Source organism: Paenibacillus antarcticus, assembly GCF_001637225.1.
Taxonomy (GTDB): domain Bacteria; phylum Bacillota; class Bacilli; order Paenibacillales; family Paenibacillaceae; genus Paenibacillus_AQ; species Paenibacillus_AQ antarcticus.
The window spans coordinates 126,480-148,533 of the sequence record NZ_LVJI01000035.1 but is presented as its reverse complement, the minus strand read 5'-3'; the positions used below and the strand labels follow the sequence as shown (position 1 = coordinate 148,533).

General features: G+C 39.3%; 12 protein-coding genes and 1 pseudogene. 1 reads left to right on the top strand and 12 read right to left on the bottom strand.

Annotated features, from left to right (window positions below):
• Positions 1–132 precede the first annotated feature (132 nt).
• Positions 133–265: pseudogene (locus PBAT_RS26425) on the bottom strand (GMP synthase (glutamine-hydrolyzing)); the annotation flags it as partial.
• Positions 266–1,341: 1,076 nt separating this feature from the next.
• Here PBAT_RS26425 and PBAT_RS20215 point away from each other — a divergent pair.
• Positions 1,342–3,336, top strand: coding sequence for a beta-galactosidase (locus tag PBAT_RS20215; protein WP_068652294.1), 1,995 nt, complete (start codon positions 1,342–1,344; stop codon positions 3,334–3,336).
• Positions 3,337–3,474: 138 nt separating this feature from the next.
• Here PBAT_RS20215 and PBAT_RS20210 read toward each other — a convergent pair whose 3' ends face one another.
• The 11 genes from PBAT_RS20210 to PBAT_RS25665 form a co-directional block, all read right to left on the bottom strand.
• A complete protein-coding gene (locus tag PBAT_RS20210; protein ID WP_068652292.1) occupies positions 3,475–6,138 on the bottom strand; it encodes a carbohydrate binding domain-containing protein in 2,664 nt (887 codons plus the stop codon).
• A gap of 64 nt (positions 6,139–6,202) precedes the next feature.
• Complete coding sequence (locus PBAT_RS20205) at positions 6,203–7,594, bottom strand: sulfatase family protein (RefSeq protein WP_068652290.1); 1,392 nt, start codon at positions 7,592–7,594, stop codon at positions 6,203–6,205.
• Between the two features lie 105 nt (positions 7,595–7,699).
• Positions 7,700–9,256, bottom strand: a complete 1,557-nt coding sequence (locus PBAT_RS20200) for an ABC transporter substrate-binding protein (RefSeq protein ID WP_068652288.1) — start codon at positions 9,254–9,256, stop codon at positions 7,700–7,702.
• A gap of 172 nt (positions 9,257–9,428) precedes the next feature.
• Positions 9,429–10,328: a carbohydrate ABC transporter permease gene (locus PBAT_RS20195; protein WP_068652286.1), complete on the bottom strand. Its 900-nt coding sequence runs from the start codon at positions 10,326–10,328 to the stop codon at positions 9,429–9,431.
• 24 nt (positions 10,329–10,352) lie between these two features.
• The gene (locus PBAT_RS20190) at positions 10,353–11,303 is read right to left on the bottom strand and encodes an ABC transporter permease (protein ID WP_084403275.1); all 951 of its coding nucleotides are present in this window, start codon (positions 11,301–11,303) and stop codon (positions 10,353–10,355) included.
• A 279-nt stretch (positions 11,304–11,582) separates the two neighbouring features.
• Complete coding sequence (locus PBAT_RS20185) at positions 11,583–13,880, bottom strand: AraC family transcriptional regulator (RefSeq protein WP_068652284.1); 2,298 nt, start codon at positions 13,878–13,880, stop codon at positions 11,583–11,585.
• A gap of 460 nt (positions 13,881–14,340) precedes the next feature.
• The gene (guaA, locus tag PBAT_RS20180) at positions 14,341–15,879 is read right to left on the bottom strand and encodes a glutamine-hydrolyzing GMP synthase (protein ID WP_068652281.1); all 1,539 of its coding nucleotides are present in this window, start codon (positions 15,877–15,879) and stop codon (positions 14,341–14,343) included.
• Positions 15,880–15,963: 84 nt separating this feature from the next.
• Entirely contained in the window at positions 15,964–18,258 is a 2,295-nt protein-coding gene (locus PBAT_RS20175; protein WP_068652279.1) for a transglutaminase-like domain-containing protein, read from the bottom strand.
• The gene (locus PBAT_RS20170) at positions 18,218–19,513 is read right to left on the bottom strand and encodes a DUF58 domain-containing protein (protein ID WP_068652277.1); all 1,296 of its coding nucleotides are present in this window, start codon (positions 19,511–19,513) and stop codon (positions 18,218–18,220) included. Before PBAT_RS20170 ends, PBAT_RS20175 begins: the two co-directional genes overlap by 41 nt.
• Complete coding sequence (locus PBAT_RS20165; RefSeq protein ID WP_248912442.1) at positions 19,510–20,520, bottom strand: AAA family ATPase; 1,011 nt, start codon at positions 20,518–20,520, stop codon at positions 19,510–19,512. The genes PBAT_RS20170 and PBAT_RS20165 overlap by 4 nt, the downstream gene beginning before the upstream one ends.
• Before the next feature lie 91 nt (positions 20,521–20,611).
• Positions 20,612–21,952 carry a polysaccharide deacetylase family protein gene (locus PBAT_RS25665; RefSeq protein ID WP_084403274.1) on the bottom strand — a complete coding sequence of 447 codons (1,341 nt, stop codon included), beginning with the start codon at positions 21,950–21,952 and terminating at the stop codon, positions 20,612–20,614.
• Between the last annotated feature and the right edge of the window lie 102 nt (positions 21,953–22,054).

Here is a 22,054-nt window from a genome sequence, read left to right as displayed (position 1 = left end):
CCTAATTTCGCCCATAAAAAAATCCCCTCCATAATAGACAGATTAATCGGCTTGCTTTTTTCTGTCTACTATAAGGGGAGCATATCATTCATATCTGGGCTTACTCTTCTTTGTCATCATTTCATTTTAAACTCACCCCCACTCAATCGTTGCAGGAGGTTTCGAGATTACTTCGTTAAGAATACGGTTTACGTTGTCCACTTCGTTTACGACAAGAACGGGACCGTGCCCAGTCCTCCGTCATACCGTCGATGGATGTTACAGCACAGAGTAGGTATCGAGGGTATGAATAACCTAACCGTTTCACATTCTTCTTCACATTTTGCTGCTTTTTCTATCTCTAGTACTATTTCTGAGGCACCAAGAAATGCATCTTTTCTCATATTCATAGGTGGCGTTCCTGAATGGGATGCTTTCCCTGATATTTTAATATCAAGTCTCAAAGATGCAGCAATTCCAGTCACAATGCCAAGCTTATTATTAATTAATACGGAGCCTTGCTCTATTTGTAATTTCAAATCGCATTAAATTCCTCATTAATTCTACTCGCTTGATCAATACTATTATAAATAAGGGCGCATAGAGAAATCGCCTTGTCATGGTAATTCCATCTCTATCCTTTTTTTGTATTCTATTTCTCAAATAAATCCACTATCACTTTACTGCCTACTATTGAATTACCACAACGAGAGGATTCTTCACAGGTAAATGAAATAATTACGATGGGATGCTCCGTTTCAATCCCTTTTTTCGTTTAGATGTTTGATCATTCCCAAGGTAGCCGTTACATCTACTACACCATCGTATTTTGCTCTCTGGTAAACCATTACTCCTATATCTGTATTACTCATTTTCTTACACCTTACAAAATGATATATCTATCAGACATAATGTTATTCTCAATATGTAACCCACAACTTATAATAGATCAGAGGAGGACTGCCTTTTATAAATACACCAAATATTTAATCCAATCTGCATCCTCGATTATCACAAATATAAATGGCCTCTAATATCTGATCCCCTCCTCCATATCTAGTTCCTGAACCTTGTGATCATATCTATGAACCTTATCAATTAGATATTCCATCGATAGTACCTGAAGAGCATGATAAGAACCCACCACACTTCGGTATGAAGCAGTTAGAGAACCCTGACTTCTCGTATATGAATGAGAGTGATTGTGGATTTCATGGATGGATACCAATCTCAGCTTAATCTGGAGGATGCTCGTAATTAGTATGATGGATACATATATTCTGCTTCATTATAATTAGAACTTCTTATGAAATATATATATATATAGGCCTACCTAACGACTACTGAAAAAGGAGAATCCATATGCTATTTGGTGCTTGTTATTACCCAGAACATCGTACTCCATCTGAGTGGTTAACAGATACACAATATATGAAAGAAGCTGGATTGAACGCGCTCCGCATTGGAGAATTCGCTTGGAAAAGATTCGAGCCCGTCGCGGGAAGCTACACCTTTTTATGGTTAGATCAATTTATCGACATTGCTCGACAAGCTTCAATTGGTATCGTGCTCTGTACACCTATGCGCACAATTCCAGCTTGGCTTATGGAAAAAGATCATACACTTCTTATCGAAACAGCTGAAGGCACACGGCTAGAATATGCCAGTCGTTATACCTTCTGTATCAATCATCCGCTTCTTATTGAATCATCAACAAGGCTTGCCACAGCAATGGCTGAACGGTATGGTCATGATTCACGTATTCTTGGTTGGCATCTAGATAACGAAATTGGAGATGAACCCGATTGCCATTGCACAATCTGCAAAACCAAATGGCATCAATGGCTAGAAGAAAAATACGAGGATATCCATCTTCTTAATGAAGCGTGGGGAACAGTCTTCTGGGGAATGGAATATGATCGATTCTCTCAAGTTGTGACCCCACGCGTCACTAAAGCTGATTATAATCCAGCATTCTTACAAGCATGGCGACAATTCCGCAGTGACTGTAATGTGAACATAGCGGGTTTACTGGCGGAGGCGATTCGTCCACATCTATGCGAACACCATCAATATGTTTCCACTAATAATCAGATGCCATGGAATAATCGAACTGACAACTACGACATGGCGAAACATTTGGATATCACGGGAACCAATTATTACCCAGGTTATGGAGATCAATGGTCCAATGTTGCATTCGGACTAGCTGCCAACAGGAGCTTCAAAAAATCTCCCTTCCATGTCTATGAATTACGGAATGAGGGACATTCTATTATTGGAGCTGCGAACAATACACCCGCTCCAGGAGAGTTAGAACGATTAACTCTTCATACGATTGCCAATGGCGCCGATGGTGTCTTTTACTTCCCATGGAAGAGGTTCCCATTTGGCTCGGAGCAAAATCATGGTGCCATAACAGATTTTTCAGGCAGGCCTACACGAATCTATGAAGAGTGTAAAGCGATTGGTGCAAAGCTTCAACTTGTTGCCCCATCTATAACAGGCTCTCATATCGTCAGCGAAATCGCTGTTCTCTATCATTTCCAAAGCCGCTGGCATATAGAACACGAGTCAAGCTGGACGGGTGACAATGCTCTGTATATGAAACACACGAACAAGCTCTATCATACCGTGCGAGAATTAGGATACAACTGTGATGCCATTGGTGTTCAAGGGGATTTCTCTGCTTATAAGATACTCTTAGTTCCTATGTTGCCCATTGTTGATGACGCACTTATGGAGAAACTACAAGAATTCACTCAATCTGGTGGAACGCTGATCCTCCATCCACTTAGTGGAGTGAAGAATACAGAAACATCCTACTATCCTGAGCGGCATCACCCTAGAATGATCTCTTTATTAGGCGCCAAGGCAACCGATACGATAACAACTGGATCAGCTAGCGGTGTACAATTTCAATGGAATGGAACCCTTTATTCCTCCGAACTATTTCATGAGCCCATTGAGACCATTAGCGCACAACCTATGGGTCATTTTACAAAACAATGGTTTGCGAATACTACTGCTATCTCGGTACAAGCCCATGACCCAGGAGAAGCATGGTTTATTGCAACATTTGCTGAAGCATCCTTTTATAAGGATTTGATTAAACATTTGAGTCAAAGGTTAGGTCTTGCACCTTTACTTGGCATAACACCACCTAAACATCTTGAATTATCAATGAGACAACATTCAGATGGTAACCGTTATTACTTCATGATTAATGGTTCAAATGAAGAACTCCTGCTTACAATACCTACACAAATGAATGATATATGGAATAATGAGCAAGTAGCAGGCCAATTCTCTATGAAGCCATACAGCGTGCGTATTCTGACAAAATGTTCTTCCTAGTATACTTTGAACGATTAGCCCGCTCACGCCACTAAATTAAAGACTACCTTCCTTTTCAAGGAGAGGTAGTCTTTAATTTAAAGATTAGTTGTGAACATTACCCGTTCTATAATATTTCTAGTAGGACTTATTCATGCTTTACATTTCTACTATCGATATATTATCGACATTCGCTTTGCTTGTTGCTGTGTTGTTAATATAGAATGTTGCTACACTATCTGATGAGCCCGTAGTGAAATTAAACTCATAGTGTATCCATTCAGCACTTGTTAATTGTAGCTCGATTGGATTGCTACCATAGTTAACACCAACGAATAGATTTCCTGAGTTCCATTTCTCCAATTTAGCATTATATGAAACTTTATATACTTTATTCGGCTTCACAGTAAAGGTCTGACTCATTTGCGATACGTTATCAACAACAGCATACTTACCTTGATACATACCTTGTGCGATTCTAGCTTTACCCGTTCCATATGTCCATTGTGCTAAGTTGCCCGCATTAAAATGTCCATTCTGAATTAGATTAAGGGGTGGATCAATGACTGTAACATTCCTAACTTTGGTCGTTGTATTGCCTGCAGCATCGCTTACAGTGTAAGTAACAGAATAGTTTCCTTTCACACTCCTATTCAGGTTGGATTCATTGACGGTGATTCTGTTCGCTAGATCCTTTTTATCATCTCTATTATCAATTGCATATACCTTTTCCTTCAAATCAACAGTACTGTTTAATGGCAATTGCAAACTTTCCACTCCATATAGTATAGGGCTTACTGTATCTGGTGTTTGTCCCACATCCGCACGCTGATAGGTTCTGAACCAATCCACTTCGGAGAAATAAGGTAATTGAGCATTATCAATATTACCTTCGCCCCAACCTGGTGATCTTGCCCAACCACTAGATAAAATAAACACTTCTTTTACTAAGGGAATGTTAGCTTTATTCGTATAGGTCCAAGTTAGTTTGCCATCAAAGTAAAACTTCAGATAATCTTCTGTCCATTCTAGACCATAGACATGAAATCCATTGTGAATATTTGGTGCTGCTTTTTTACCGCTGCCTGTGCTTTTATGATACTCATCATATCCATCCCAGTGTAGAGCTGTTTCTGTGAAATCCCCTTGCCACACCGTCTCTGTTACATCTATTTCTAGACCTTCTTTCGCTGCACCATCTACATTAAATACACCGGGATAATTAAATAACCAGAATGTAAAGTATGTTTTCTCCGTTGGGGGAATTTTAGCACTAACTTCAAAGAATCCGTATTTTTGATCAAATTTAACAACTTCATCTGTCTGTCTATCTTCACCATGCGTATCCACTCTACCTAAAACAACATTACCATCAGGTTCTCTTTCAATTCTCAGTTTTAATTTCCCGTCTGAAACGGATACCAAGTCATCTCTATGATAAGTTGCATACTCTTTACCTCTAATCGTCCACAAAGAGGTATCCAGTTGTGTTCCATTAAAGTCATCTTCTTTGCTTAGGTTCCATTGATTGGTCTCTCGCCCAGGATACCATGGCTCCTTATTCTCTGTAACTGTTACGGTACAACTTACCGTTGATCCTCCAGCTTGTGGTGTAACTGCAATTATAGCCGTTCCAGCTCCAATTGCAGTAACCACGCCAGATGCATCTACTGTAGCAACAGCTACATTATTGCTACTGAAGTTCACAAGTTTATTAGGAGCATTTGATGGAGAGATCGTAACATTTAAAGGATATTGATAACCTTTTGCAAGCAATAGTTCATTTATATTTAACGCTGCGCTCACCGATCCATCTCCTACATGTTCTTCTACTCTCGCTAGATCAATATATCCCTGCTGACTTGAACTTAATAGACCGCCATCCCACAAATATACTGTAGCAGTAGTTAGATTCCCTGTATTAAAGATAATTTCATGCTTAGTATATTCTGTACCAGCAACAGACTTCTTGGTTTCATTATTACCAACCTTAACACCGATCACCGCACCTGCAGTTGAATCACTCAATTTCACAAAAGCTGAAAATTTATACGAAGTATTCTTCATTAATCCTGTCAGATCATAATTTAAAGAACTACTAGATCCAATAGATCCAGCTCTATTTCCTTCATACACATGAACTGGATCTGAAATGCTTACTGGCATATTTCCTTGGGTTGGCCATACTCTCCAATTTGTAGGTCTTAGATCATAATCATTATTGACTTGTTCAAAGCTTGCATTTGTAACAAGGTTGGTTCCCGCTGGTAGATTTGTCTCCACCACGCTGATTTGATCTATATAAGCTCTTTGATTTCCTGATAATCCATTAGAAGACCACAAATAGACTTGTGCAGTAGTTTGGTTTCCTGTAGTAAAAGTCAGCGTATATAAAGAATATGCCGTACCTGAAGCGCTTACCATAATATCCGGCTGATTTCCATCGTAGAACTTTGCACCCACTTTTGCATTACCTATAGCATCACTTAACTTCACATAAGCAGAGTACGTATACTTTGTGTGCGCTTTCAAACCACTTAATGAAAAAGTCAACGAACTATCTGGAACAATATAACCCGCTTTATTCCCATCTTTCACAAGCGATCCATCGGTTACAATACCCGGTCTTTGTGTTGGATTATTCGTATAGATTGACCAACCTACAGGTTCAGCCTCTTTAACTACCTGTTCAAAACCTGCGTTAAGTAGCAGGTTTGCACCCTGTGCTTTAACCTGTGATCCTATAGGAATTGAACCCGCTCCGATCACCAATATAAATACCAATATTAACAACATGAATGAGTACCCTTTACTTTGTTTCATTGAAATGACCTCCTTTGTTTGGGATTAAGATACTAGCGGACATAACGCAAGATTTCTTGTTCTTCTACATGTTCTTCCATTTCAAATATTCTTGGGCATGAATAGGGCCGCCTTCCTTCATTACGGTCCATAATGGATCGATATCGCAATCCATCGTTGCCATCATCTCATCATGCCATTCATTTAACAGATAGACGGCTTCCTTACATATATCTCGTCTTTCCTCGGCTAAATTATGTTGTTCGTAAGGATCGATCTGCAGGTCAAATAACATTTCCTTCGTGAAGCCATGATGGCCGTCATGATAGGATCGAATGTAAAGCCAATCCTTATATCGCACACTTCTTTGGCACACATGTGCGCATTGCGAAAGCACAAGGAATTCCCTTCCCGTAGTTCCACCTGTTGTGATGCTATCTGCAAAGCTTTGACCATCCCAACGATCGGGCGCTGCGATACCCACCATTTCTGCCAATGTTGGAGCAAGATCTAAATGATAATGCAGTCTGTCATTCTCCTTGCCTTTCACTCCACCTGGCCAGCGGATAATCATCGGAATCCGGCAAGTACCTTGATCTGCCGTACCATGCTCGGAATAGATTCCAAGTTCGCCCAGATTCTCACCATGATCAGAACTTACCAGGATAGCTGTATCGTCCAGGATGCCAAGCCTTTCAAGTTGCAATAACATTTGACCAATATGATCATCCATATACCTAATTGCACAATCATAATTATCGATGATGTGTCGCAGATCCTGATACGTCTTCACAGGCTTGTCATGTCGCGACCACTGTTGGTAATGCGACTTCGCTAATGCATTCATATCCTCAATACTATGTTGTCCTTCTTTCTTTAGATGAGACTGGAATACTTCCTCCGTTAACCATTCTGGTAGAGGATCATCCTGGAAAGGGTGTCCATATGATTCAGGAACTCGATATGGCGTATGAGAATCCCAAAAGTTCAAATGGAGAAACCAATGATCTAAGCTACTATTGTCGTCTAGCCATTTCAAAGCAACCGGTAGCACTTGATGCGCTGATTCGCCACCATTCTCTCCGATATTATGCACCTCATTGAAGCCGGCATTGAAAGTCCATGCAGAATGACGATCTGCAAATGTACTGATTGTGGCTGTTTTATAACCAGCTTGACGCATGACAGATGGAAGGCTTTCTGACTTCAGGCGATCTGCGAATCCTCGTTCTGCCCCTTCTCTTCTCATATCAGCCGCTGTTCCACCATGTCCAACAACACCCGTATGAATACCAAATCTGCCTGACATAAATGCTGAGCGAGAAGGCAAACAAGGAGCATCAGAGCAATAATAATTTGTAAACATAGTACTTTCTTCTGCGATCCGATCAATGTTTGGTGATGTGTTGCGTTGATAGCCGTAACATCCCAAATGATCGGGACGAAGCGAGTCTAAGTCCAGATATATAATTCGCATGTTGACATATCCCCCCATAATCATCCGTTATACCCATTCCTAAATTTGGAATCTAGCATTAGGAATTTGGAAAAAGCAAGAGAGAGTTCTCTCTTGCTCATACCATTATTTAGATTTATTATTGTACCACTCTGAGAATTGTTTCTGCATTTCTGCTACATACTTGTCTAGACCAGCATCCTTCAAGGCTTTTAGTGCAGCTGGGAAATACTTATCATAATCATATAATCCATATTCTATAGGTACAATCTTTTCCGTATACACTGCTTGAATCTTAGCAACCTCAGCTTGTACTGGTCTCGCATCAAACGAGAATCCAATGTTTTTAGCTTGGATTGATCCTTCATCATTCTTTTTATACTGTTCAATGAATTCATCGGGTACATCAGCAAAGAATCTGCCATACTCCAAGTTGAAAATTTGCCACTCATCAAAGAATGAATCAGATACTAGCTTTTTCACTTTCCCATTCTCCGTAAGCTCATAATCTTTGTCTAGAATTCCGTAGGAAAGCATATCATACGTTTCTTGACTACCAAACATCCAATCGAACAATTGTAAATAACGATCAACATCTTTTACTCCACCAATAGAAATGCTGTATGCTACATTATCTCTTACAGTGGACATAAACGGCTGCTCACCAATTTGATAATTCGTTAGTTTTCCAGTAGATATTTTAGATAACAAATTCGGAAGTTGCTCCATTGGATATGCAGATGTTCCACGATTTAATAACGATTTACCAGCATTCCAATCCGCCATACCTAATTGTGGATTCGTGATCATAGAGTCATCGATATACCCCTTCTTCTTCCAATCTGCCATTACCTTAGATGTTTTCTCAAATAACTCAGATTCGTAGAAACTGTATACCTTGTCGTCATCAGCGGAGGAATCTACATAAGTATAAGTCCATGCAGGTGAGTTTCCTTCCATTGGTGTAAACAACTGATCCGGCATTAGTCCAGCTCTAAACATCTTCTTCACATGAGCTGCCTCTGGAATCATAGAGTAATCAGGATGCTTTTCTTTAACTAGCTTGAATGCTTGTTCAACATCTTCCATTGTTTTAAGTTCATTAATTCCTACTTCTTCAAGAAGATCTTGTCTTACGGTGATCATTTGGAAATCGCCTGCATAAGGTTTGTTACCAAACGGCAATGAATATATCTTGCCATCTAGCTTTTTGGCTTCCCAAGCATCAGGACGCGCAATAGCTTTAAAGTTAGGTGCATATTTATCAAGGCTTTCCTGAGAGATTTCAGCCAAGAATCCTTTGTTAACTTTCTCTCCCAAACCACCTGTTCCTCCATAGGTTGCAAAGTTCTCACCGGAAGCAAACATTAAGTCAACTTGCTGATCACTACCCCATGGTAGAAATTTAAAGGATAGATCAATGTTTAACTCCTTCAATACCTTTTCATGTAACTCTTTTTCCAAAAACTCAGTTCTTCTCGGAGTCAGATCTCCAAAATTCACAATCGTTAGTTTCACTACTTCTTGTGGCTTCTCTGTATCTTTCGAAGCTTCAGGCGTAGTAGTAGATTCTGTATTTTTCGTAGGTTCATTATTACTGCCTGTATTACTTGAACAACCAGTGAACACTACAACCATACTTAGCGCAACTAACATAAACATGGACAATCTTCTTTTAAACATTAATCTAGACCTCCTAATAGTATAAAATCATTAAGTCTTATGAATATCCAACCTAGGTGTGGATATATTATAAAATCCTATCGCCCTCTAATAGAGTTTGCTTTGGCCGAAGCAGCTCTAAGCATAAATGGCAAAGGGATCATAAGCAATTTCATTGGTACTGTTAAGGATATTATCCTTTCACAGCGCCAATCGTAATTCCCTTAACGAAGAATCTTTGAGCAAATGGATATACGAGAATGACCGGACCAATGGTTATACAGGTTAATGCCATTCTTGCTGTCATCGTCGGAACGATAACTTGGCTCATCCCCTGAGCATAAGCATCCGCGCCTCCTCCACCGCTAGTGAGGTATGAAATATTCGACATCATATTATAAAGTAGCAATTGCACGGGATATAAATTTCGATCGGTGATCAACATCAATGATAGGAAAAAGTCATTCCAATAGCTAAGCGCATAGAACAAAGCAATGGTGACTATTCCCACCTGAGCCAATGGAATCATAATGGAGAAGTAAATTCTAAAGTGACCTGCCCCATCAATTTTTGCTGATTCCGAGAGTTCCTTTGGTATGCCTTTGAAGAAATTACGCATAAGGAACATATTAAATACATTGATCGCATATGGAATGAACAAAGCCCATAAGTTATTGTGAAGTGAATAATATTTCGTGGTAAGGATATACCACGGCAATAGACCTCCACTAAACACCATCGTGAACCACGCAACAAAAGAAAGTACACTTGCATACTTAAGATCACTATTGGCTGCCACATATGCATATGAGACGGTTACTGCTAATGAGAATAATGTTCCAACCACGACAGTAAATATTGTTATGCCATAAGCTTTAAGTAACAAAGCACCCTTACTTGCAAATAAGAATTCATAAGTATAAAACGTGATATTCCTTGGAATTAAAGAGAACCCATGTAATGCCACCTCTTGGTCATTCGACAAAGATGCCGACACTACCATAATAAAGGGTATCAAACATACTAGGGAGAACAATACAATTACGATGTAGCTGAACCAAATTAAAAGCTTGTCATTTTTTATGATGTGCATTTTCTAGCCTCTCCCTTTCTATTTTTAAAAGAGTGCATACTCTTCATCATAGCGTTTAACGACCCAATTAGAGAACATAACCAGTATGAAACCAACTAAAGACTGATATAACTGAACAGCAGAAGCAGATTCAAATTGTCCATTTTGAATAGCTGTACGGTATACAAAAGTAGTAATATTATCAGTTGTCTCAAGTAACATCGGATTTAAATTCGTAAGACCTAGGATTTGCGTAATATCTCCTGCTAATATTCCACCGACGGATAACAAGAACAAAATCGTTATCGTTGGCATCAACAATGGAACGGTAATTTTGGTAACCTGCTGCCATTTCGATGCTCCATCCACCGTAGCCGCTTCATAATAAGAAGGATCAAAACCGGTAATAGCTGCAAAGTAAATGATTGAGTTAAAGCCCGCTGCTTTCCAAATGCTAAAGAAAATTAGCAACGGCCACCATAACCAAGGATTGGAGTACCACGCTATCGGATCTAATCCAAGTGATGTAATCGTTCCGTTTACTATCCCTTTCTTCTCATCCAAGAATGTAATCGCAATGGTTCCTACAACTACCCATGATATGAAATGCGGGAAAAACATCACGGACTGAGTAATTTTTTTGAACCATTTGCTTCTAATCTCATTCATCATGACCGCCATTGTAACGGCAACAACCGTAATAAGAATAATATTGAAGAAGTTAACGACAATTGTATTTCTGGTCGCTCTGATGGCGTTATCCATATTTGAGAAGAAGAATTCGAAGTTTTTAAGACCTACAAATTCACTTCCAAATAACCCACCTTGATATGTATATCTCTCAAATACAATATACAAACCTGCCATAGGAAGATAAGAAAATAACAATAAAGCAATTAGACCTGGCAATGATAATACGTACAATGGCCAATTCTCTTTAATTGATTTACTCCATTTTTTCTTTGTTTTCATGTTGTCTACCCTAATGTTATTCATCTTGCAATCGCACCTCCCATATTGATACAGCCATCATATTGTAAGTGCTTTCAACTTGTATATTATAATTTCACTTTTCACTTTCAATTTCGAGTATATACACAATAAAAGCGGGTACTATCCTGCGTTTGTTACTTATAGATCTTGTCATGCAGGATAGTAGATTGATGATGAAAATACGATATTTTCATTTATAAAAAATAAAAAAACGCCTGTTACAGCTTGAATTTGCTGTAGCCAAGACGTTCAAAAAGCACTTTTTTAAATTCATCTAGTAGTTTAACTTTTATGCAGAAGACGAACTTTTGAAGGAGAAACACCATATTTTTTCTTGAATGACGTTGTAAAATATGAATTGCTGCTGTATCCAACTTTCGTTGAAATATCTGTAATATTCATTTCTGGATAATCTTGTAACAGTTCCTTAGCCTTCTCCATACGTAAGTGATTCACATATTCAGGGAAAGTGTATCCCACCGATTCATTAAACATCTTACTGAAATAAGAAGTACTGACCTTTAACTTCTCCGCCACACTGTTAACAGAAATAGAAGGATCGCAATAATGCTGATTAATATATTCTAACGACTCCGGCAAGAAATCTTTCGTTTTCTTACTCAGTATATCCTGAATCACATCACTAGATTGATGGAATAATTCTGCGAACCACTCCTTTAGCTCGCTATATTCTTTAAATTCAGAGACCTTTTTATAAATTTCAAGGAAAGTGGTTTTATTATTCACCGTTTTCTCGACAAGTAAGTCGTGAGACAATTTCATAATGGAGGAAGACATATTAGAAAAGAAACGAATTATACTTGAATAATGATATTCTCGACTGAAAGCTGCCACATTGTCTAGCTCTTCGCAATATCGTTCAAAATCCCCTCGCATAACAGCATTCACAACATCTTTCGCAGCACTATCAGGAATATCGACAGCATTAAGAGTCTTTAAATGGTCTGCATTAGCAATCCATCTATTTCCTTGAACAATTCTGTGTCTGGTAAGTTCGAATGCCTCCTTATATTTCTCGATGATCACAGTAGGCCTATTCACAATTGAACTAATACCAATAGAGATATCCATATTCAACATATTAAGTACAGATTGTTGTGCATTTTTAGCTATTTCCAACAGAAATTCATCCTCTAATTTGACTTCATTGTGAGGGTCACTAATAATACAAAGCACTTGATCCGCTGCAATGGTAAACAAAGAGCATTTAGCACGTGAGGTGACTGTATCCGTTAATATAGTGATAACGGAATCCATACGGAAAGAAACAGCCTCAACGTTACTCATCTCACTAAAATTATCGAAATCATCTATTGTCACAACAAACAAGACATATGCCGTATCGTTAGTATGAATAGATCCCGTTTTCATAAACACGTTTTCTATCCATTGTGCATCTTCATCTCTTTCTGAGTTCAACATCATTACAAAGGTATGGCTGTCGTTTTCCTTTTCCAACGAATTGATTCGTTCCACTATGTTTGTGAATGCATTAGATACTAATTGAAGTTCATCTACATGTTGATACCCGTTGGTTTCTTCTTTATATACGCTTCTGATGTTTTTTATTACATGACCGAATGGTTTATAGACAAAATAAGTAATAACACCCGCTATGAATAGTGCAAGCATAATCATTAACAATCCATATGTAAAAATTATATTTCTTGTATTGACCATTTCGGAAAAGGTATACGTATCTTCCATTTCAGATATGATAAAATAGCGGTCATTCGAAGAAGATATGTACGAGTAAGAGATTGCTTTATTCTGACTCTCCAATATAAAGGAATCGTAACTTTTATTTGAATGTAGAATTGTGGCGAAATAGGGGTCATCCATTATATTCGGCTTAAACAGAGACTTATCGCTATGGAGAATAACATCCCCTTCTCGATCTACAATATACATTTTTTGATTCTTATTCGGTTCCTCAGAAAATATAGTTTTGGCAAGCGCTTCCAAATCAACGTTAATAACAGCTGCACCACCTAAACTCCCCTGTGCACCTTGATGATAGAAAAAAGTCATCGTTTTAATCTCATTACCGCTGTACTTGTCTTTCATTGTCCATACAATAGGACTTTCCCCAGTTCTATGGCTACTAACAAGCTCAAATAATTGAAGATCCGCATTAGACTCTGCAAACTTCTCAGAAATACTCAAAATCGTTTTTGTATTATTCAATACATATACAGAATTCATCGTATCGCGGTTAATCGATAATATATTCTGAATATGCGTAACCGCATTGTCTATTCCGCTATCCCACTCTAAGGTATCAAGAAACATAATCTTACGAATATTTGGATTTTGATATAGCTCTACTGAATAGTTCTGAAAATCTTTCAAGTAGCTTGAAAAAACAGTATCTGTATTCTGTAATGATATTCTGTTTATCTTATTAATCTCTTCAAGCGTTCTATCCTTCATCCAATAAAACATAAACACTGAAATAATAGTTACAATGATTATTGAGATGAGTGAAAGCCCAACAAAAATCTGAAGCAAAAAAGCATTCTTCTTAAAAGGAGCCTTTATCATACTAATACGTTTCATGAATCATCCCTCTTATCCTCAGCACCATATTCTGTGAGTTTATGACTCGTAAAACCCACCCTATATTTCCGGACAAATTCCCCTATAAAAGAACATTCGACAAAATCAAAGTAATACCTTTTTTTAACGACCTGCATTAGATGAACAACTAGATTAGGGATTTTAAAGTTAACTTAAGATACATCATCAATCTAAAACTCCACATTTCCTCATATTCTTTCGCATCATATTGTACTAAACGAGATTTAGAACCCAACCATGAATCACAATGGACTTATCTTAAATACCCTTAATATATGCAACAAAAAACTCCCTTCTATTCGCTAATTAAAGCAAATATAAGAGAGTAATTTGTTGCACTCAATTGTTGCACGTGTACGTTAAATATCACCAATCTAAACACCACAAACCCTTATGCATCAAGGGTTTTCAAGCGATTAACATCTTCGATATTCCCAATCTATTCCCACTCGATCGTTGCAGGTGGCTTAGATGTAACGTCATAGACGATACGGTTAACATTATCTACTTCATTTACGATACGAACGGAGATTTTCTCTAAGATATCCCATGGGATACGAGCCCAATCAGCTGTCATACCATCGATGGAAGTAACTGCACGAATACCTACTGTATAAGAATAGGTACGAGCATCGCCCATAACACCTACACTCTTCATATTAGGAAGAGCGGTAAAGTACTGCCAAATTTCACGATCTAATCCTGCTTTCGCAATTTCTTCACGCAGAATATAATCAGAATCCCTTACAATCGTAAGCTTCTCTTCTGTTACTTCACCCAATACACGAATTGCAAGACCCGGTCCTGGGAAAGGTTGACGCCATACGATTTCAGGAGGCAATCCGCATTCTTCTCCGACTTTACGGACTTCATCTTTAAACAAAGTATTCAAAGGTTCAATCAACTTGAACTTCATATCTTCAGGAAGTCCACCCACATTGTGATGTGATTTGATCGTTTGAGCTGTAGCTGTTCCACTCTCTACGATATCCGTATAGAGTGTTCCTTGTGCCAAGTATTTAAACTCATCGAATTGACCTGATTCTTCTTCAAATACATAGATGAATTCATTCCCAATAATTTTACGTTTCTGTTCAGGATCATCTACACCAGCAAGCTTGGACATAAATCGATCGCGAGCATCGATTTTAACAACTTTCATATCGAACTTACCTACGAAAGTCTCCATTACGCTCTCAGCTTCACCTTTACGTAATAGTCCATGATCAATGAACATACACGTTAACTGGTCACCAATAGCTCTATGGATCAATCTAGCCACAACAGAAGAATCTACACCTCCGCTGAGTGCACACAATACGTTATCTGTTCCAACAAGTTCACGAATCTCGCGAACTTTATCTTCAACAAAAGACTCCATCGTCCAATTGCCATCACATTTACAAATTTCATAAAGGAAGTTACGGATCATTTCGTTACCATTCACAGAGTGCTGAACTTCTGGATGGAACTGTACTGCATACAACTTCTTCTCAATGTTACTCATCGCTGCAATCGGTGCAGATTCTGTACCAGCATCCAGAACGAATCCCGTTGGAAGTTCCACTACGTGGTCTCCATGACTCATCCATACTGTCTGATTCAGTTCTAAACCTTTAAGAAGTGTAGTCTGGTTATTAAATTGCAAATCAGCCTTACCGTATTCACGTTTAGAGGAACGTTCTACTTTTCCATTTAACTGATGTGCCATAAGCTGCATCCCATAACAAATACCTAGGATCGGAAGGTTCAGATCATAGATAGCTGGATCTACATGTGGCGCGTTCTCTGCATACACACTGGATGGACCTCCAGAGAATACAATCCCTTTAGGGGAAAGTTCCCGAATCTTCTCGACTGGTGTGTTGTATGGCAGCAATTCGCTATATACACCCAAGTCGCGGATGCGGCGTGCGATCAATTGATTATATTGTCCTCCAAAGTCAAGGACTACGATGATTTCATTAGGTTTACTCATTATGTTGTTCGTGCCTCCCTTAATTGTTATTGCTAATTATACGCAAACGTAAATCATACCGTCAAGAAAGTTAGAGCTAGATGATTATGACAGTGAATGAGCTAACTTTGTACAACGTTGTAAAAAGGATATACTTTGTACCCGATTTAGGATCATGTTGTCGTATGCAATGCTTTCCCATTGTTCCACAAATTGAACTAATTCCCCTCGTAGCTTCTCATCCGTAATCGCGAGGGAATCGACATACTCTCTTATCGTAACGCCCTTGGGAATCGATCCATAACGTCTTGCAACCTCATCCCAAATAAGAAAAGCAGCCTGTAACAGTTGTTTCTTTTGAGGAAAAGAGCTCCTCGTTATGTAACGCAACCTCCACAGACGAACATGTCGACGACTTTTCCAAATGCTCATAATCGTAGCAATAACTAATGCCATCACAACAATCATTCCTGGGATAAAATACCCCGCTTCGACTGCCGCTATTCGTATCTTCGATACCATGCCCATGAGCTGAACCATACGTTCGGTAATTAAATTCACAATAGACCCTTTATTATCCCCCACCTGTTGCGGGATTGCAACCGATTCTGAAATCTCTTCCGGACCCAAGATGCCTGGCGTTGGATCAATAGAAATCCATCCCATCTGAGGGAAATAGACCTCTACCCAAGAATGTGCATCACTCGATTTGACATCATAAGTCGTACTACTACCATCCTTGAGTGTTCCTGGTGCGTATCCTTTTACCATACGAGATGGAATTCCTTGACTTCGGAGAAGAACCACCATAGATGTAGAGAAATGGTTACAGTATCCCAGTCTTGTCTCGAATAAAAAGTTGTCAACGAAGTCCTGATTGGCTGGAGGAACGCTTGTATTAAGAGAATATTTATAATTGTCCTGTAGATAGGTCTGCACAGCCCGTACAGCATCATAGCGATTATTCGTATTAGATGCCATTTGCATACCTAGTTCCTTAACACGTACCGGAAGTTGTTCCGGCAACTGTAAATATCGTTTCGTGATCGACTCCGGATCATTATCCGAAGCTGTACGCAATAGCACATCATTAATCTTTGGAACCGATACTTCAACTTGATAGCTGGTGACAGGACTAGAACTTACGGTTCCTGGATATTTGAGCGTACCTGCGATTTCATCATGTAACAAATATACTGCTCTTTCTCCGTCCATCGTAGTTATATTCGTAACCTTTCCAATACCCCCACCACTAAATAGAGGAAACTCACCCTTCATAGGTTGATTGAATTTTATTGTCTGAACGATGGGCTTCTGTTCACTATCTTTGTTCAATAGCAAATCATTCTTCAAATTAACCTTATTATCAACGGCGTTGAAATAAGCCTGTGGTTCCGACCAACGTCGACCATCATAATAACCGAAAGTTTCCCCACGCCAATATGAAGATACAGCTGATTCCACTGTGAACTCTGTCTTACTAATAAGCTTAAGAGGTCCACCCAGGTCCTGCTCACCTAAGCCATATCCAGTAACAGCTGCACGCGAGTCTTGTTCTTCAAACTCGAGTCCAGACCAATCTTTTAATTTCTCCACCGTAGCTTTAATACTAATCTGGTTCGTAGGTTCAACTGAGATCACTTTACCGCTCATCCACGCTGCACCAATAACCACCGTACTTACCACACAAACAATGATAAACCAAGCACTATACTGGCGATTGCTTATACCATAAGAAGAGGAAGAACGTTCAAGGAGTCTAGATAAAGAGATGCTCCCATAAAGGATAACAAGCAATAGAGCCGTACGAATAATATCTGGATATACCTCTAATCCAAGTAGCTTTTCTAGGCAGAGCAAATAGACTAAGGTTGCTATAGCGAAGAGCCCTATACTCCCTCGATAAAGAGCCAAGGATTGTACCATTGATACCAGTAGACTCCATCCCATCATAAGGATCAGTGTACGGGTCTCTGGTCCAATGACGTTTAAGTTCCATTTCTGCATAACAACTGTAAAATCTTGCTGTGCAATAGCCCCATAAGAAATAAACCAATCTAACCCTCTATCTTGCCCAAAGAGGAAGCTCCATGCTCCAACAGTTAAGATCAGATGTAAGGGAATGGAAATCCAAACCTTTGAATGAAACATCCCCACGAGTAATAGTAAGGCCGTTAGTCCATACAAAACTTCGATTAATGAAGCACTTAAGCTGAAATATCCAGTTGAGAGTGGATATAGCCACTCTGCGAATAATCCCATAATAGGCAAGGATAAGATACAGCGATACAGCAGGGTATCCTCACTTTTAGATCTATGAAGAGAGTCATCTATTCTCTTAGGAGCATGCCCAATCGAATTATATATAGCGATTTCTCCGTTCTGCATAGGGACCGTCATAACTATTCACCTCCTTACCAAGGACTCCTTCTATTGAATTACTTGTAATTGTTGGTACTATGTTTAACCTGAACAACCTAGCACCTAAACAGCAGAGTGAATTTGAAATCGTATCCTGTCTTGTTCGTTCGACATCTGTACCATTCCTATTGGATGATGAAGGAACAAATGAAACAACTGAGTATATATCTACCTTCAAGCCTTTACGTTGTAGATAAGTAACGGCTCTTGTTAGATCATCATGTAAGCTCCCTGTAATGACAGTAACCCTTGTTCCCTGTCGTAAATGATCCATGCCCTCCATCACCTCAGCAATTCTCTTCGTTCCATCTGGTTCGATAAAGGCAAGGATAGTGTGATCAGAAGGATACACGATGTGCTTCTTCAGACTATCTTCTCCAGTAATTAAATCCACATGAACCCCTTCTTCTAATGCTTTCTCAAGCAAACTAGCAGCAGTGGAAACGACACCTTCGAATAACTCATGTCTAAGCTTCTTTTGGCTTCCGATATCAGAAGTTAGTATTGTATAACTCTCTGGACAATGATCCAGTATAATACATACTTCAAGATCCTCTTCCTCTTCAAGAAGACGAGTCTGTAATCGCCCCCGCCGTGCAGAGCTTTTCCAATGAACACCACTCAATGGCTCCCCAACATTATAGTCTCGAACCTCTAAACCCCAAGCACCTGTAGTTCGTTTCGGTAGAAGCCCTACTTGTTCTCCATCTCTAATATCCTGACTTGTCCACCCATGTTCTACGGAGATGATTGCAGGCATCGGCAGCACGATAATATCTTCTTCACAAGGTAATAAATAACTATTCTTGAAACAACGAAATAGCCCACCCCACTCCACTTGGCAGACTTGAAAAGTAATGATTCCCCTAGGGAGTTGCTCTAAACTGTACGTATAGGTAAACGAACGACGAAATCCCGGAAATAATAACTTACTATAACTACTGTTTGTGAAATAATCGGTGATACTCATCCAAGGAAGGGGAAGTACAGACCTAAATTCAATATGCACTTCTACTTCTACTTCTTTACCCACGGTAATCTGTGATGGATTGACTGTCCTCTTAATCTCAATATCATGAGCACCAAAACATTGTAGAATCAAGCCCCCGGACATAAGGATTACCGTAACAATCATCAGAAACCATACAGAGGCTCCTCCATTCCACATATATAATGAAATGAGCGCTCCTAACCAGGCGATAGCAATCAACCATTCCCATATCCTGGCCCTCATGATCTGCTTCCTCTTCGGCTTCGATACGGAGGTACACTGATTCTAGACATCAGTTCTACCACTAGTTCTTCTCCCGAAACACCTTCCAATAAGCTACGTGCATCAATGACAACACGATGAGAAAGTACTGCAACAGCCGTTTCTTTAATATCATCTGGTGTGACGTACATTCTCCCATTCATATAGGCTACCGCTTGCGAGGCTACCATCCATGACAAGGTTCCACGCGGACTGATACCGAGCTTTATTCTTGGATGACGACGTGACTCATCAGCAACAGATACCATTAGATGTTTGATGGAATCATCTACAAATACATTCTTCACATCTCGTTGCATAGCTTCCATTTCTCCAGCCATAATCACAGGTTTCACGCGATCTAAAGGATGGTTACTTTGCATACGTGATAACAAATCAATCTCCTGCTCTGGGCTTGGATAACCTAGACTAAGTCGTATAAGGAAACGATCAAGTTGCGCTTCAGGCAACCTGTAAGTACCTTCAAATTGAAGTGGATTCTGAGTAGCTAACAGTAAAAAAGGACGTGGTAATTGATACGTTGTACCATCGATTGTAACCTTCTTCTCTTCCATCGCTTCCAGCAGAGCTGATTGCGTACGTGGGGAGGCACGATTAATCTCGTCTGCCAATACAACATTTGATAGGATGGGTCCTGGTCTAAATTCAAATTGTCCCGTATGCGGAAGATATACCGAAATACCTGTAATATCAGAAGGCATAAGATCGTAAGTGAACTGAATACGACCAAACGATCCCCCCATACAGGCAGCAATTGTTCGAACAAGCATGGTTTTACCCACACCAGGTACATCTTCTAGTAGCACATGCCCACCGCTTAACATAGACATGAGTACAAGTCGAATCTCCGACTCTTTCCCAACCATAACTGTACTCACGCGTGAAATCATTCTATCTATCAGTTCAGGCGCGAACTCTTTGTGATTCATAGATGGAGTAGACAACATGATTACCTCTCTTCTCCTCATGGATTAATTCTGTTTAAATCTATCAACTATTATTCCCATAAAAGAAGAGAAGTAGACATGAGACTATTTAATTATCATAGAATGGCCCTAATCATAGGGTTCTAATTCTCCACTCTTCATCGCTTACTTTGATTGAAATAGGATTATGTCCAGTTGCATTTAAGATTTCACGAAGTGGGACCCATAGCGTATTCCCATTCATTTGAACGGGTATGTTCATGGTTTGTGAAATCGTATTCTTGTTAACTATAGTCCAATCATCTGTAGCTACACTAATTTGAAGGGACTTCAGACCCGTATCTATAATAGCCAACTTTTTGTTGACATCCCACCTCACATTGACACCTATCTTATCCATCATTGTCCGAAGCGGAACCATAATCTTTCCATCAGAAATACGATATTCTCCCTGTTTAAACGCTGTCTCCATTCTTCCAATTTCCATAACTAACCGTTTACCATGAGAGAAAAGTTCAGCGTTAGGTAGCACATTTGTAACAATCCACTCTTCACTAGGTTGGGGGCGTTGTAGGGCTCTTGCGCTCTTAGTCACTTTGAACTGGAAGGACTCAAGATTAGGTAACTCAGGAGTTAGAACTTCAAATTTGTACCCCTTTTCTTTATAATAAGAAATAATCTTGGGAAGTGACTTTACAGTTTCTTCATGTCCATTACCATCATGCATCAACACCACAACCTGATCGCTGTTGATAGGCGTTGTCGCATCTTTAATAATATCTCTTGCCGGCACACCTCGACGCTTCGAATCTCCACTATCTACATTCCAATCGACAACCTGATACCCACCTTCTTTCAACAACTTGAAATAGGTATCATCGAAATGTCCTGCTGTACCACCCGGAGCCCTTACTAAGGAAGTATGTGAGCCCGTAATGGCAGCAATCGCTTGCTCGGTCTGTTTGATCTGACTCCAAAATGGGGAGAATCCTTTATATAGTTCTTCATAATTGTGGTTATAACTGTGATTTCCTAGCGCATGTCCCTCATCTATCACCCTAGTAACCAATTCAGGAAAACGTTTTACTTGCTCACCTAGTACGAAGAAGGTAGCATGTATATTGGACTCTTTTAAAATATCTAGTACCTCACTTGTGAGTTTACTTGGTCCATCGTCAAAAGTAAGATACACTGTTTTCTGTGAGAGTGTAGTGTCAGCTTGAGTCTTTCTTGAAGACAGTAACTCTAATGTAGGTGAACTCTTTGCTTGATAGTTTACAAGACTCGATTCTTGTATCGGTGTTGCTGTTCCCGTAGAGGATGATAGCGAAGTCGTGTACGGATTATACGTTATATCAAGTGGTGGGTTAATATCTTCTCTTCCCTGTATGGGTACGATCAACACAGCAAGTACCAACATCATGAATACGAATAAGAATTTTTGTTTGTTAACGATAAAAAATGATTTAATCATAAATTTTACCTCCACCGTTTCTATGAATTCAACTTTTCTGATAGATTATATGGTGGGGGTTACAAAAAAAGACTAGAGTTAGAATTGTTTTTTATGATAGCT